Origin of the sequence: Achromobacter sp. RTa, from assembly GCF_000757485.1 — a bacterium.
GTDB lineage: Bacteria > Pseudomonadota > Gammaproteobacteria > Burkholderiales > Burkholderiaceae_B > Achromobacter.
Window position 1 is genome coordinate 132,412 of the sequence record NZ_JPYO01000013.1, and the last position, 14,337, is coordinate 146,748.

At 66.5% G+C, this 14,337-nt stretch carries 11 protein-coding genes and 1 tRNA gene; 3 read left to right on the top strand and 9 right to left on the bottom strand.

All coding sequences use genetic code 11. The annotated features are described in order from the left end of the window. Positions 1-29: 29 nt before the first annotated feature. From JL37_RS05315 to JL37_RS05340, 6 genes are all read right to left on the bottom strand, one after another. Entirely contained in the window at positions 30-1,628 is a 1,599-nt protein-coding gene (locus tag JL37_RS05315) for an ABC transporter ATP-binding protein (RefSeq protein ID WP_043542508.1), read from the bottom strand. A 3-nt stretch (positions 1,629-1,631) separates the two neighbouring features. Then, positions 1,632-2,468, bottom strand: a complete 837-nt coding sequence (locus tag JL37_RS05320; protein WP_043542509.1) for an ABC transporter permease — start codon at positions 2,466-2,468, stop codon at positions 1,632-1,634. Beyond that, complete coding sequence (locus JL37_RS05325; protein ID WP_369798517.1) at positions 2,465-3,442, bottom strand: ABC transporter permease; 978 nt, start codon at positions 3,440-3,442, stop codon at positions 2,465-2,467. Before JL37_RS05325 ends, JL37_RS05320 begins: the two co-directional genes overlap by 4 nt. A gap of 15 nt (positions 3,443-3,457) precedes the next feature. After that, entirely contained in the window at positions 3,458-5,047 is a 1,590-nt protein-coding gene (locus tag JL37_RS05330) for an ABC transporter substrate-binding protein (protein WP_052096875.1), read from the bottom strand. 80 nt (positions 5,048-5,127) lie between these two features. Then, on the bottom strand, positions 5,128-6,408 hold the full coding sequence (locus JL37_RS05335) for an aspartate aminotransferase family protein (RefSeq protein WP_043542511.1): 1,281 nt from the start codon (positions 6,406-6,408) through the stop codon (positions 5,128-5,130). Positions 6,409-6,464: 56 nt separating this feature from the next. Further along, positions 6,465-7,568 (bottom strand): phosphotransferase, encoded by a 1,104-nt coding sequence (locus JL37_RS05340; RefSeq protein WP_043542512.1) that lies wholly within the window; start codon positions 7,566-7,568, stop codon positions 6,465-6,467. A 221-nt stretch (positions 7,569-7,789) separates the two neighbouring features. On the opposite strand from JL37_RS05340, the gene JL37_RS05345 reads away from it, so the two are divergent. Then, positions 7,790-8,593 (top strand): GntR family transcriptional regulator, encoded by an 804-nt coding sequence (locus tag JL37_RS05345; RefSeq protein ID WP_231570297.1) that lies wholly within the window; start codon positions 7,790-7,792, stop codon positions 8,591-8,593. Positions 8,594-8,834: 241 nt separating this feature from the next. Here the strand turns inward: JL37_RS05345 and JL37_RS05350 are convergent. Together JL37_RS05350 and JL37_RS05355 are read right to left on the bottom strand one after the other, a co-directional pair. Then, positions 8,835-8,910, bottom strand: a tRNA-Lys gene (locus JL37_RS05350). Between the two features lie 121 nt (positions 8,911-9,031). Next, the gene (locus JL37_RS05355) at positions 9,032-9,778 is read right to left on the bottom strand and encodes a 3-oxoacyl-ACP reductase family protein (RefSeq protein WP_043542514.1); all 747 of its coding nucleotides are present in this window, start codon (positions 9,776-9,778) and stop codon (positions 9,032-9,034) included. A 116-nt stretch (positions 9,779-9,894) separates the two neighbouring features. On the opposite strand from JL37_RS05355, the gene JL37_RS05360 reads away from it, so the two are divergent. Further along, complete coding sequence (locus JL37_RS05360) at positions 9,895-10,521, top strand: TetR/AcrR family transcriptional regulator (RefSeq protein ID WP_043542515.1); 627 nt, start codon at positions 9,895-9,897, stop codon at positions 10,519-10,521. Between the two features lie 11 nt (positions 10,522-10,532). After that, positions 10,533-12,122: a diguanylate cyclase gene (locus tag JL37_RS05365; protein ID WP_043542516.1), complete on the top strand. Its 1,590-nt coding sequence runs from the start codon at positions 10,533-10,535 to the stop codon at positions 12,120-12,122. Positions 12,123-12,128: 6 nt separating this feature from the next. Here JL37_RS05365 and JL37_RS05370 read toward each other — a convergent pair whose 3' ends face one another. Further along, on the bottom strand, positions 12,129-14,204 hold the full coding sequence (locus tag JL37_RS05370) for an AsmA family protein (RefSeq protein ID WP_043542517.1): 2,076 nt from the start codon (positions 14,202-14,204) through the stop codon (positions 12,129-12,131). Positions 14,205-14,337 lie beyond the last annotated feature (133 nt).

Below are 14,337 nucleotides of genomic sequence, written 5' to 3' on the forward strand. Positions count from 1 at the left end.
CGCGATCCTATAAGGGCATGTGGGAGTGTCTATTTCCAGCTTCGTCCGGGCACGGCGGCGATCAGCTCGCGCGTGTACTCGTGCCGGGGCTGTTCCAGTACCTGGGCTGTCAGCCCCTGCTCGACGATCTCGCCGTGCTTGAGCACGATGACGCGATCACACAACTGGGACGCCACGCGCAGGTCATGGGTAATGAAAAGCATGGACAGCTGCAATTCCTGCTTCAGTTGCCGCAGCATGGTCAGCACCTGGTCCTGAACCGACACGTCCAGCGCCGAAACGGGCTCGTCCGCCACGATCAGTTCCGGCGTCACGGCGATGGCCCGGGCAAAGCCCAGGCGCTGGCGCTGGCCGCCCGAGAACTCGTGGGGATAGCGGTCCAGCGCTGACGGGTCCAGCTTGACCAGCTGCATCAGTTCGCGAGCCCTTGCCATCGCGGCGCCGGCGGACATGCCATGGCGGCGCATGCCACCGGTCAGGATGCGCGCCACCGTATGGCGCGGGTTGAGCGAACCATACGGGTCCTGGAAAATCATCTGCACCGAACGGCGCCGCTCGGGGTCCGCAAATGCGCCTTCGGCCAGCAGGTCGGCCCCGCGCAGCCGCATCTCGCCGCCATCCGCGGATACCAGCCCCGCCAGCATGCGGCCGATGGTCGACTTGCCCGACCCCGACTCGCCGACCAGCCCCACCGTCTCGCCGCGCCGGATGTCGAACGACACGCCCTTCACGGCCGGGAACTGCTGGGCCGGGCCAAACCACTTGCCCTTGCGCAGGTAGGTCTTGCGCAGGTTCGTCACCCTGAGCAAGGCGTCGGACTGGACCTCGCTGGCGGCCGGCGGCCGGAAGGACGGCACCGCAGCCAGCAGCGACTGCGTATAGGCCGCCTGGGGATCTCGCAGCACCTGCTGCGCGGTCCCGGACTCCACCACGCGCCCGCCCTGCATCACGACGATGCGGTCGGCGATTTCCGACACCACGCCGAAGTCGTGCGTGATAAAGAGCACGGCCAGGCCCTTGCGCTGCTGGATGTCCTTGATCAGAGCCAGGATCTGCGCCTGCGTCGTGACGTCCAGCGCCGTGGTCGGTTCGTCGGCGATCAGCACATCGGGCTCCAGCGCCAGCGCCATGGCGATCATGACACGCTGGCGTTGTCCGCCCGACAACTGGTAGGGATAGGAATCCGCGATGCGGGCGTGGTCGGGCAAACCGACCGAGGTCAGCAGCTCGGCCACGCGCGCGCTCGCCTGGCGCGCATCGCGCATGCCATGCGTGCGCAGCATCTCGCCGATCTGGCGGCCGCAGCGCATCAATGGATTGAGCGCGCTGAGCGGCTCCTGGAAGACCATGGCGATGCGCTTTCCGCGCACCTTGCGCAGCTCGCCCAGGGGCATGCCGGCCAGCTGCTGTTCGCCCAGCCGGATATCGCCGCCGGCGATCCGCAGGCCGCGCGGCAGCAAGCCCAGCACGGCGTGCGCCAGCGTGGACTTGCCCGATCCGGACTCGCCCACCACGCACACGATCTCACGCGGGTTCAAGTCCAGGCTGACGCCATCCACCGCCAGGGCGCGGTCTCCGCCGGCCGGCAGCGAGATCGACAGGTTTTCAATCTGAAGCAACGGCGCCACGGCTCACCCCTTGCGATGAAGACGGGGATTGAGCGCATCGTTGAGGCCCTCTCCCATCAGGTTGACCGCCAGCACGGTGACGAAGATCGCAATCCCCGGGAACAGGCACATCCACCAGGCCAGGCGCAGGAAGGTGCGCGACGCGCCGACCATGTAGCCCCAGGTCATCAGATTCGGATCGCCCAACCCCAGGAAGCTGATGGCGCTTTCAAGCAGAATGGCGTTGGCCACCATCAGCGACGCCATCACAATCAGCGGCGACACACAATTCGGCAGGATTTCGGCGAACACGATATGGGTGCGCGAATAGCCCTGCACCGAGGCGGCTTCCACGAATTCACTGGACTTGACCCGCATGAATTCGGCACGCACCAGCCGCGCGATCGGCGGCCAGCTCACCAGCGCCACGGCGGCGATCACCGAGCCGAAGGACGGCTGGAATATGGCCACCAGCACAATGGCGAACAGGAAGCTGGGAATGGTCTGGAAGATCTCGGTCAGGCGCATCAGCAGCTCGTCCCAGCGGCCGCCGAAATAACCGGCGGGCACGCCCACCAGCATGCCGATGAAAACCGCCACCACGGTCGCCACCACGCCCACCATCAGCGAGGCCTGCGCGCCATGCACAATGCCCGCAGCGATATTGCGGCCCATGGAGTCCGACCCCAGCCATGCGCTGGCCTCTTCGAACGGATGCAGGAACGGCGCTTCGGTCGCGTCCCAGGGATTGATGGGATAGAGCCACTGGGCGCCCAGGGCCATCAGCACGATGGCGGCCAGGCAGACCAGCCCGACCACCGCGCCGGCATTGCTGAAATATCGCTTGATCAATGACTTCATGATTGACTCTGCATGCGAGGATCGACGAGGCGGTAGATCAGGTCTGTGAGCAGGTTGAACGCCACCACCACCACCGATGTGCAGAAAAACACTCCCAGCAGCACGGGGTAATCGCGCTGCTGCAGCGCGTCGAAAGCGAGCCGGCCGATGCCCGGCCAGGCGAACACGGTTTCGACCAGCACCGAACCGCCGATCAGTTGGCCGGCCTGCATGCCGGCCAGCGTGATGACCGGCAGCACGGCATTGCGCAACTGGTGCACCCATACCACTCGGCCTGACGACAGGCCCTTGGCCCACGCCGTCTTGACGAAATCGGCGCCCTGGATCTCGTTCATGGACGCCCGTGCCAGGCGGGTGTAGACCGCCAGGTTGAAGCCCGCCAGGGTGACGATGGGCAACAAAGCATGCTTGGCGATATCCAGCATGCGCGCGACGCCCGTCAGCGACGAACCCATGGTCTCGTAGCCGAAGGCCGGCAGCCAGCCCAGGCTGACCGAGAACCCCAGCACCAGCAGCAGCCCCACCCAGAAAATGGGCGTGGCGTAGAAGGCCAGCGATGCCGCCGTGATGGCGGAATCCAGCCATGAACCCCGGTAGCGGCTCGCCAGCGCCCCCAGCAGGATCCCTCCCAGCAGCGCGATGAGAAACGCCGGCACCGCCAGCACCAGCGTCGCGGGCAGGCGATCGGCGATCATGTCCCAGACGGGACGCTGCTGCCGATAGCTATAGCCCAGATCCAGCGTGGCGATGGATTGCAGATAGCTCCCCAGCTGCACCACGATGGGCTGGTCGAGCTTGAATTCCTGGCGCAACTGCTCCAGGAACTTCGCGTCGGACGACCCGGCTTCGCCGGCCAGCACGCTGACCGGGTCGCCGGGCGCCATGTGCACCAGGGCAAAGTTGATGACGGCGACTGCGACCAGCACCGTGACCGATTTACCCAGCACGGAAAGTAAGGGCCGCAGCCATCTCATCATCCGTTCTCCCGCTTACTTCTCGATATAGGTCGTCGCGAAGCTTTCCGCCACGCCGATGGCGGACGTCGTCACGTTCTTGACCTTTTTGTTGGTGATGGTGGGGAAGGCCAGTTCGACCAGCCAGGCCGTCGGCGCATCCTTGGCGACCAGCCCGTAGGCCTGCGAATACAGCTGCTGGCGCTTGACCGGATCGACTTCCTTCGCGGCGGCGATCAGCGCGGCGTCCACGTCCTTGTTCACATAGCCCGACGTATTGGTGCCGTAGCCGCCCTTGTGGCTGTTGTCCGAACGGTAGGTGCGGTCCACGCCCAGGGCCGGATCCGAGTACTGGTACAGGTACTCGACGACGGAATCGAACTCCCAGTTGGAATAGCGGCGCGCCCAGCTGCCGGCGTCGGTGCTTTCCAGCACCACTTCGACGCCCACCTTGGACAGCGAATTCTTGACGTATTCCGACACCTTGTTCCAGGTGTCGCCGTACGGCAGGCCCAGCAGCTTGATGCTGGCGCGCTTGCCCGCGGCGTCCGGCTTCAATCCCATCTCGTCGAGCAGGGCAATGGCTTTCTTCGGATCGTAGTCATAGCGCGGCAGCTTGTCGTCGTAGAAGCGCGTCACCGACGACACCGGGCCCGTGGCGGGACGCGCCGCGCCGAAGAAGATGCGCTCGGCGATGAACTTGCGGTCGATGGCGTACTGGATGGCCTGGCGGAAGCGCGCGTCGTCCATCGGCTTGACGCGATGATTGAGTTCGATCGCGGCGTGCGAGCCGGTGAACTCGTAGCCCTTGGTCGTGACCTCCAGCTGCGGATTGGCCTTGATCTGCGGCAGGAAGGCGAAATCGATGTCGCCGAAGCTGGCCACCTGCACCGAACCGCTCTCCAGCGCCACCAGGCGCGAATTGGCGTCCGGAATCACCTGGAAGTAGATTTTGTCCAGGTACGGCAGATTGGGGCGCCAGTATTTATCGTTGCGCTCCAGCAGCACGAACCGGCCGCGCTGCCATTCCTTGAACTTGAAGGGTCCGGTGCCGATCGGCGTCTGGTTGGCCGGATTGTTGCGGAAGTCCGTGCCCTTGTAGATGTGGGCCGGCACGATGGGCGCGGAGGACACTTCAAACGCGTTGATGAAAGGCGAGTACGGCTCCTTGAGCGTGATGACGACGCTCAGCGGACCGGTCTTCTCGATGCTCGCCACATGGCTGAGGTTGTTACGGGCGCGCGCATGCACCTCGGGCAGGTATTCCTTGAGCGAGAACAGCACGTCATCCGCGCCGAACGGCTTGCCGTCGTGCCAGGTCACGCCTTCCTGCAGCTCGAAGGTATAGGTCAGGCCGTCGGGCGATACGGTCCACGACTTGGCAAGGCTGGGCTGGGGATTGAGCTTGAAATCGTAAGTCAGCAGGCTCTCGTAGATCTTGCCGCCGACGATCTGCGTGGGCGTCTGCTGGTTCAGGCCCAGCATCAGCACGGGCGGCTCGGGGTTCAGGATCACGTTGAGCGTGCCGCCGCGCGTCTGCGCCCAGGCGGCCGTGCACGCCCCCATGGCCGCGCCGGCCAGCAGGACATTCAGTGCGGTTTTCCTGAAGAAGGTAGTGTTGCGCATGATGATTCCCTTGCGTATTCGAGGTGGTGTATTGGGATCGGTCTTGTTGTGTAGCGTCTTGTTATCTAGTCTGCTGCCGCTCAGCGCATTGCCGCGCGGCACTGCTCATCCAGGGCTGCGGCCAGGAGGCCGACATGCTCGGGCTGGAACACCAGCGGCGGACGGATCTTGAGCGTGGATGCATTGCGGCCGGCGGTGCCGAGCAGCACGCCGGACTGGCGCAATCCATTGACGACGCGCTGGGTCAGGCGGGCGGCATGCGCCGCATCGCCATCGGGCGCCACGATGTCCACGCCCCAGTACAGTCCATTGCCGCGCACCGCGCCCAGGCAGTCATGGCGCTGCGCCAGGTCCGCCAGGGCCTGCCCCATCGCCTGGCCGGTGCGCTCGACATGCGCCGGAGCATCGATGCGTTCCAGCTCGTCCAGCACTGCCAGCCCGACCGCCGACGACACGGTGTTGCCGCCGAAAGTATTGAAGTAGCGGCATTGCCGGCCAAAGACCTCGACCAGGCGCGCCTGCGCGACCAGGCCGCCTATCGGATGCCCGTTGCCCATGGGCTTGCCCATGGACACCATGTCCGGGATCACGCCATCGCGCTGGAATGCCCACCAGTTGGCGCCCATGCGGGCAAAGCCGCCCTGCACTTCATCGGCGATGAACAGCCCGCCCCGGGCGCGCACGCGCTCGGCCGCCAGCGTCAGCGCCTGGCTGGCATCGGCATACATGCCGTCGCTGGCGAACACGGTGTCGACCATGAGCGCGGCCACCGGCGTGCCGGCGGCTTCCAGCTCGTCGGCCGCCGCGTCCACGCAGGCGGCGAACTTGGCAGCCACCTCCGCCGGCGCGCCTTCCAGCTGGCAAGGCGCGGGAATGGTGCGGACGTGCGCGCCGACGGGACGCAGCGACGGCGACACATCGGCCAGCGCCATGGTCACGCCGTGATAGGCGTTGCCGGTAACGATCACGCCGCGCTGACCAGTCGCCTCGAAAGCGATGCGCAGCGCCAGGTCATTGGCCTCGCTGCCCGTGCAAGTGAACATGGCGGTGTCCAACGCATCCGGAAACAGCGCCAGCAACCGCTCGGCGTAACGCACCACGCCGTCGTGGAGATAACGCGTATGCGTATTGAGCACCGAAGCCTGGCGCGACAGCGCCTCCACCACGGCCGGATTGGCATGGCCAACGACCGGCACATTGTTGTAGGCATCCAGGTAGCGGCGGCCCGACGCGTCGTACAGCCACACGCCCTCGCCGCGCACCAGCTCCACCGGCTCCTCGTAGAACAGCCGGTACGCCGGCCCCAACGCCTTGCGCCGCGCCAACAGGTCCTGCTGCGTATTGCTCCGGTTCACCGTCATTGCATGTCCTTCACTCGATTCTTGCGCTGCCTCGCGCAGCTCCGTGCAGGGCGCGCTCAACGCGCGCCCCGGCTCCATTCGTCGTACAGCTCGTTGAACAGCGCCGTCGCCGCCGCGCGGCTGCGCAGGATATAGGCGCCATTGCCAGGAAAGCGCAGGGCGCGCCACGACGGAATCGCGATGCGCTGCACCAGCCGGGCCAGCACCAGGTCCAGCACGTGGCGCCGCTCCTGTGGGGTCAGCGGCAACACCGACTCGTAACCCGCCACCACCGCCGCCAGCACGGCCAGGGGATCGCCGGGAACCGTCATCTGGTAGGAGGCGGCGATGGCGATCTCGGCGATGCGCGGCGCATGCACCATGTCGCCGAAATCCAGGATGCCGGCCAGGCCCGTGCCCGCTTCGTCCACCAGGATGTTGCTGGGCGACAGGTCGTTATGGATGATCTGCCTGGGCAACGAGGCCAGCGCCGGCATGACGTCCAGCTCGAACACATCCAGATAGGCGGCGATGCGGGCCCGTTCCTCCGGGCACTCCACCGCCCCCAGCATCGGCCGCACCCGTGCCACCTGGCAGACGTCCCACAGGAACAGGCGATGCGCCGCCGGATGTTCGAAGCCGGCAAGCTGCGCGTCCAATTGGCCGGCCGCCCTGCCTACCGCATGCCAGGCCCCCGGCCCGGCAGACATCGCCGTTCCGGCCCGGCCAGCCAGGAAGCCATAGGCCCGCAGCCGTACCGGCCCGCCGATTTCCGGCACCCGAAAGCTCAGCCAGTCCCGCGTGGCCGCGCCATCGTCGCAACCCGGCGCGATATCCGGGTCGTCTCCCGGAGCCGCGGCGTCGGCGGGCTGATGGTGCGGCGCCCGCACCGCGCCCAGGCCGCTACGACACGCTTCCAGGTGCTTCAGCACGGCGATCTGCATGCGCGTTTCATCCAGGCTTTCCGCACCATTGATGAACTTCAGCGTCAAGGACGCGCCGTCCTCCCGGCTGATCCGGAAGTTCATGTCGCGTTCGCCCGACAGCGCAACGCATTGCACGTAGCCCGGATAGCAGACCCTGGCCACGCGCTCCGCATCCTCCAGCCTGATCGGCGGAGGCGAATTGACCAGCAGGGCATCCACCGGTTCTTCCATGCCGGCGGCGGCGTTGGACAGCATCACAAGATATTCCAAATTAGATATTTGATGCATCATGCATCAACAACCATGGATCGTAATATCGGTGTATTCCCCAAGGCAGGGAAATCCCGGCCGGATCGTTTCAGAACGCTGGTTTTGTCTATAAGACTGATAAAGTAGGGAGTGGGCCCCATAGCCCGCCATCCGCCCGCCCGGACCATCCCTTCGTGGCGAACCCATCACCCTAGGCACGTACGTTGATGCATCATCCGAGCGCAAGCCCACATTCCGCCCCTACCGCCGAACCTGCCGCGCCGTCGTCGCCAGCGCCGCAGGCCGAGGCCCGTTTCGCGGCCATGCAGTACGAAAGCATGGGCAACCGGGTCTACACCCGGATCTGCAGCGCCCTGATGGAAGGCCAGCTCCGGCCCGGAGACCGGCTGCGCATCCGAGAGCTGGCGGCGGAATTGGGCACCAGCATCACCCCCGTGCGCGATGGCGTGCTGCGCCTGGTCCAGGATGGCGCCCTCGTCATGCGCAGCGCGCGCGACATCCGGGTCGCCGAAGTCACCCTGCCCGAATACCTGGAAATCCGCGACATCCGGCTGGAGCTGGAAGGCATGGCGGCGGCGCGGGCCGCCGAAGTCGCCACCGCCGACGACATCGCGCGCATGGAAGCGCTGATCGAACAGAACGAGCAGGCGCTCGCCGCCGGCGACGTATTGGCCGCCATCAGCCTGAACCAGCACTTCCATTTCGAATACTGCCGCATCGCCAACATGCCGGTGCTGCTGAGCATCCTGGAACGGCTCTGGCTGAAGATGGGCCCCTTGATCGCCCAGTGCTACAGCGCGGGCGGGCGCGACATGATCGACGGCCACTACTCCCTGCTGACGGCCATGCGCAACCGCGACAGCCAGGCGGCACGGGTCGCCGTCCAGACGGATATCCTTTCCGGCGGGCAAGTGATCCTGGAACTGAAGAAGCGTTCGGCGCAGGCCGCGGGGAATACCGACGCCGCGCAAGCGGCCCCGGCAGCAAGGCAGGCACGGCCTGCGGCGTGAGGAGAGGATGGAGCAATAGGCAACGGAGCAACCGGCCCGGGCCTGCAATGCCTCGTGAACCGTCATGAGTACGCAGGCCGCCGCGGCAATGAAAGCGAAAGCCGTTGCCCGGCCCATACTTTCGCGGCCCATAGCACCAACTGCAGCACCGCAGTTGCACGGCGACGGCGCGACAAGGCGGCCGGAAAACAAAAAGCCCACCGGAACCGGTGGGCTTTTTTTCTGGTGCTACCAGGAATTCTGGTGGGCTGTGAGTGGCTCGAACACTCGACCTACGGATTAAGAGTCCGCTGCTCTACCAACTGAGCTAACAGCCCTTGCAATTCGCCCAGTCCCGAAACGCGTTTCGTTATGTGCGTAGTGCGAAGAAGCAAGATTATATGTAGCTTTTTTTGTTTGCGCAAGTCGCCCGCCAAAAAACTTTCAGCGAGCCCCGCCTCAGGCTGCGTAGCCTCCGTCCACCGACAGGCTGGTCCCCGTGATATAGCGCCCCTCGGGTCCGGCCAGGAACGCCACCATGCCGGCGATGTCGCGGGTTTCGCCATAGTGCGGCAGGGACAGCACCGCGATCAGGTCCCCTGCCCGTTCGCCATCGGCGGGATTCATGTCGGTGTCGATCGGGCCGGGATGCACGACGTTGGCGGTGATGCCGCGCGCGCCCAGGTCGCGGGCCAGGCCCTGCGTCAAGCCGACCAGCGCGGCCTTGCTCGCGGCGTACAGCGCCACGCCGGGACGGCCGGCGCGGGCCGCCAGGCAGCTGCCGATATTGATGATGCGGCCGCCGTCCGGCATGGATGCCTGGGCCGCCTGGATCGCGACGAAGGGCGCGCGGACGTTGACGTCCATCGTCCGTTCGTAGTCTTCCAGGCTGGCGTCGCCAATGGGGCCTGCGATGAACACGCCCGCATTGTTGACCAGCACGTCGACGGGCCCGAGTTCCGCAACGGCCTGTTCGACCGCTTGGCGGACCGCCGCGGCGTCCAAAGAATCGGCCTGGATGGCCAGCGCGCGGCGTCCATCGGTGGACAGTTCCCGCGCCAGCGCCTGCGCGCCGTCGGCGGAAGACGCGCTCACGTAGGTGAACGCCACGTTGGCGCCATCGGCCGCCAGGCGGCGCACGATGGCCGCGCCTATGCCCCGGCTCCCGCCGGTGACGAAAGCAACTTTCCCAGTCAGGTTTTGCATGGTTGAACTCATATTTGTAGTGATCAGTACAAATATATTCGCCGAGAGGGATCGCGTTCGTCAATGATTTTTTTATCGATCAACACAGAATTTACGCCACGGGTAAAATCATCGCCATGGCAGAACGTGGGCGCCCCCGGAACTTCGACCGAGCCCAGGCCTTGCGCAGGGCCATGGACGTGTTCTGGTCGAAGGGATATGAAGGAGCATCGCTGACCGATCTGACGGAAGCGATGGGCATCAACTCGCCCAGCCTTTATGGCGCCTTTGGCTCGAAGGAAAGCCTGTTCCGCGAAGCCGTGGAACTCTACCGCGACACCGAAGGCGGCTCGGGCAGGCGCGCACTGGAAGATGCCGCCACCGCGCGCGAAGGAATCCAGTCGATGCTGCTGGCCTCGGCCGAACGCTTCACCGCTCCCGGCCATCCGCCGGGCTGCATGATCGTGCTGGGCGCGCCCTCGGGCTGCGTGAACCACGCCGGCGTGGGGGACTTCCTGGGCGACAACCGCCGCGAAATGCAAAGCCGGATCCTGGCCCGCCTGCACGCCGCCGCCGCTGACGGCGAACTGCCCGCCGGCGCGGATCTCAAAGGCCTTGCCGCGTTCTACACCACCGTGCTGCACGGCATGTCGATCCAGGCGCGCGATGGCGCGACCCGCAAGACCTTGCAGGCCGTGGCCAGGCAGGCGATGTGCGCCTGGGACGCGCTGGCCGGCCCCCAGCCGGGCCACGCCCGTTCCTGACGGACCGCTTCATGTTCCGCATCGATCTGCGGCGCCTCATTCTGTGGATCAGCCTGCTGTCGATCATCCTGGTGCTGGCAGGCGGCCTGCATGCCAGCTATCTCGTGCAGCGCGACCTGTTGCTGCGCAACGCGCTGGAAGTCAACCGGGTCTATGCCTCCAAGCTGGCCAGCGCCAGCGACTCGTTCCTGAGCGACCTGCAGCGCTACCTGGCGTACAGCGCGGACATGCTGTCCGACATGGAAACCCGCCCGGAACACATGAGCGCGGAGACTCGGCGCCAGGAACGGCAACTGGGCCATTTCAATTCCAGTTTCGTCGTATCGCCGCAAGGCAAGGTGCTGGCCGAACCCACATCCTCTCCGCAACTGCTGGGCCAGAACCTGCGCAGCGAGGCCTTCCGCAATGCGTTGACGGCCAGGCAGCCCACCATCAGCGAACCCTTCCAGACCCGCAGCGGGCGCTGGCTGATCCTGTACACCCACCCCATCTTTTCCCGCGACCAGCGTTATCTCGGCTATATCGCGGGCACGCTCTACCTGCACGGGGACAACGTGCTGGACCGGCTGCTCGGCGAGCACTTCTACCGCGACGACTCCGCGCTGTACGTCGTGGATCGCAACGGCACGCTCATCTATCATCCCGACGACGGCCGCCTGGGGCAGGCCAGCCCCGACAATGAAGCCTTCGCCTCGGCCCGCCGCGGCGAAACCGGCGAAATGCGCTACACCGACGACCAGGGGCGCGACATGCTGGCCGGCTACGCGCCCGTGCCGAGCACGGGCTGGAGCATCATTGCGCAACGTTCCGTCGACAATACCCTGCAGCCCCTGAGCGCCCTGCTCATGGCCACCGCCAGCAATACGCTGCCCCTGCTGTTGCTTGCCGTGGCGTCCATCTGGCTGCTGTCGCGCTGGATCGCCCGGCCGCTGGGCGAACTGGCCGGCATCGCCAAACACATGCAGGCCCCGGATTCCGCGGACCGCATCCGCAGCGTGCGCTCGTGGTATTTCGAGGCGGCGCAGCTCAAGCGCGCGCTGCTCATGGGGCTGGCCTCGCTGCACCACCAGATCCGGGACCTGCGCCGCGAAACCACGACGGACACCCTGACCGGCCTGCTGAACCGCCGCGGGCTGGACGAAATGCTGGCGCTGTTGCAGGCCGAGGACGAAGCGGTGGCGATCGTGGCCATCGACATCGACCATTTCAAGACCGTCAATGACCGCTACGGCCATGCGGCCGGCGACCGCGCGCTGCAGGAGCTGGCGGCGTTGATGCGCGAAGGCTCCCGCGCCGGCGACACGCTGGCGCGCGCCGGCGGCGAGGAATTTGTCATGCTGCTGCCCGGCGCGCCCGTGGCGGCGGCGGCCGCCATCGTGGACCGCCTGCGCCTGCGCATGGCCTCGCGGCAAGGCCTGGCCGCGGCTCCGGTCACCATATCGGCGGGGGTCGCGGCCTATCCGGACCATGGCGCGACGCTGGACGCCGCCTACCAGCGCGCGGACCAGGCGCTCTACTACGCCAAGAACCATGGCCGCAACGCCGTCTGCGTGGCGGACGACAACACCCAGGCCGGCTCGCGGATCGCGCCTTCGGCCTGAAACCGCCTACTTCCTGGCCGGAGCCGGCGCCTTCGGCGGCTTGCGCATCTGCTCGAGCATCGGGCCGCATGCGTTCTCGTCGGTGGTGCTGGGCGCCACCAGCGCCAGCAGGCCGGCTGCCGGCGTAAGCAGCACGCCCAGGGCCACCATGCCCGCGCCGCGCGCCGCCAGCGGCAGCGCATGCACGCCCACGTCGGGCGAACCGAAGGAGCCTCGCACGTACAGCGGCGAACGCAGCGAAAAGATGCGGAAGCCCTTGCTGTCCGGCGTGATATCCATGTCCAGCTTCTCGTTCTTGAAGTCGGCCGTGCCGGTAATGCTGATCAGGGCGTTCTCGGTGTCGAACACGAAGATGCGCGGCGTCATGACGCCGTTCTTCATGCCCAGGTCCGCGGCGCCGCAGTTGATCTTCACCTCGTCGTCGCCGAACAGCTTGGACACGACGTAGTTGCCCACATTGAGCCCCGCGATTTCCATCAGGCTGCGGCTGATCACGCCGTCGTTGACCAGCATCTTCACGTCGCCCGTGGCCGTGCCCAGGAGCGCCGCCACCGAGTTGCCCGCGCCGCTGATGGCCAGGTCGCCGTTCAGCTCGCCCAGCGTCTTCTGCATCGCCGGGGTCGCCGGAAAGAGCTGTTTGAGCCTCAGGCGGCGAGCATGCAGCTCCACCCGGCCGGTCAGGGGCGCGCCGGCGCCGTCCAGGCGGATGATCGAGTTGATGTTGCCTCCCGCCATGCCGAAGCGCAGGGGATCCAGCGTCAGCTTGCCGTCCTGCAGCACCAGATGTACCGAGAGGTCGGAGAGCGGCAGCTTGCTGTCGTGCACGATGCGGCCGGCTTCAAGCGCCACGTCGGCGTCCATGTCTCGCCAGCGGTCCGTGCGGAAGGCCTGGGTGGGCAGCACCTTGCCGCCCTTGGGCTTGGCGGGCGCATCCTTGGCCTTGTCGGCCGCCGCCCCCGCGGCCTTGCCCGAGGGCACGCCGATCAGCGGCCCCAGGTCCGCCATGCGCAGTTGCTTGGAGGACAGCTTGCCGGTCAGCCTGGGGCGCGGCGCGCCCAGGGCGAACGAGATATCGCCATGCAGATCGCTGTTTCCGACCTTGCCGTTGAAGTCCTTGTAGTCGAAGACGGCCCCGCCCGGATTGCGCAGCCTGGCGACCAGATGCCCATCGGTGGAATAAGGAGGCGTGTCCGGCAGCGTGACGCCGGTCAGCGGATACAGCTGGGCCATCGAAGCGCCCGACAATTTCAGCCGCAGGTCCAGCGCGCCCAGGTTGACCGGGTCGGTCAAGGTGCCGGTAACCGCGGCCCGCGTCCCGCCGATTGCCACGTCGGCCTGCACCGGGAACGGCTGCTTGTCGTCCTGCAGGGCCAGCATGCCGCCGACCTTGCCTTCGCCCTTGGTGGCCAGGCCTTTGTACTTGCCCTCCACCTTCCAGCCGAATACGTAATCGCGCGGGGCCGCCCTGGCGCCGTCTTCCTCGGCAAAGGCCGCGCCCGCCACGTCCGCGAACGGCACGGGCTTGCCCAGAGGGTCCACCTGGACGGTCAGGTCGGCCTTGAGAACCTCGTCGACCAGCCCGACTCGGCCCTTGTCGAAACCGATCTCGTTGATGTCCAGCACCCACGGCGAAGGCTCGCCGGTCTCGGGCAGCGTGAACTCCCAGTTCGCGCGGCCGTCGGCCAACCGCTCCAGGTCCGCGGCGGGCTCGGTCAGCTGGATGCGCCGGATCACCACCCGCTGGCGCAGCAGCGGCAAGGGCGCCAGGCTGAATTCGCCGCGCTTGAGCGTGGCGAACTGGGGCGCCTTCGCCCAGGGCGCATTGCCCACCGAGATGTCGTTGGCGATGACGCGCGGCCAGGGCACCCAGGCGCGCCAGCCCCCCTCATCGGGCTGCCGCAGCCACTCGACGCTCAGGTCGCCATTGATGGCGAAGGGGCGTCCGATCGCGGCGCTGACCCGCTCGTTGATCATGGGCCTGGCCCGGTTCCAGTCAAAGGTGGCGATCGCCACCACCAGCACAGCCACGAGGAGCGCCGCTCCCCCTACAATCCCGATCGCTATTTTTCTTGAGCGCGTCATGGTTATTATCCTTGCCATTGCGGCCGGCATACCGCCGCCGGCCATCGCTACCTATAAAGGGTATCGCGGCCCGCAGTGCCGGCCGGGCCTGCTGGCCCCATAATGTATGCGGATCTTTCCATGCCCATTCGTC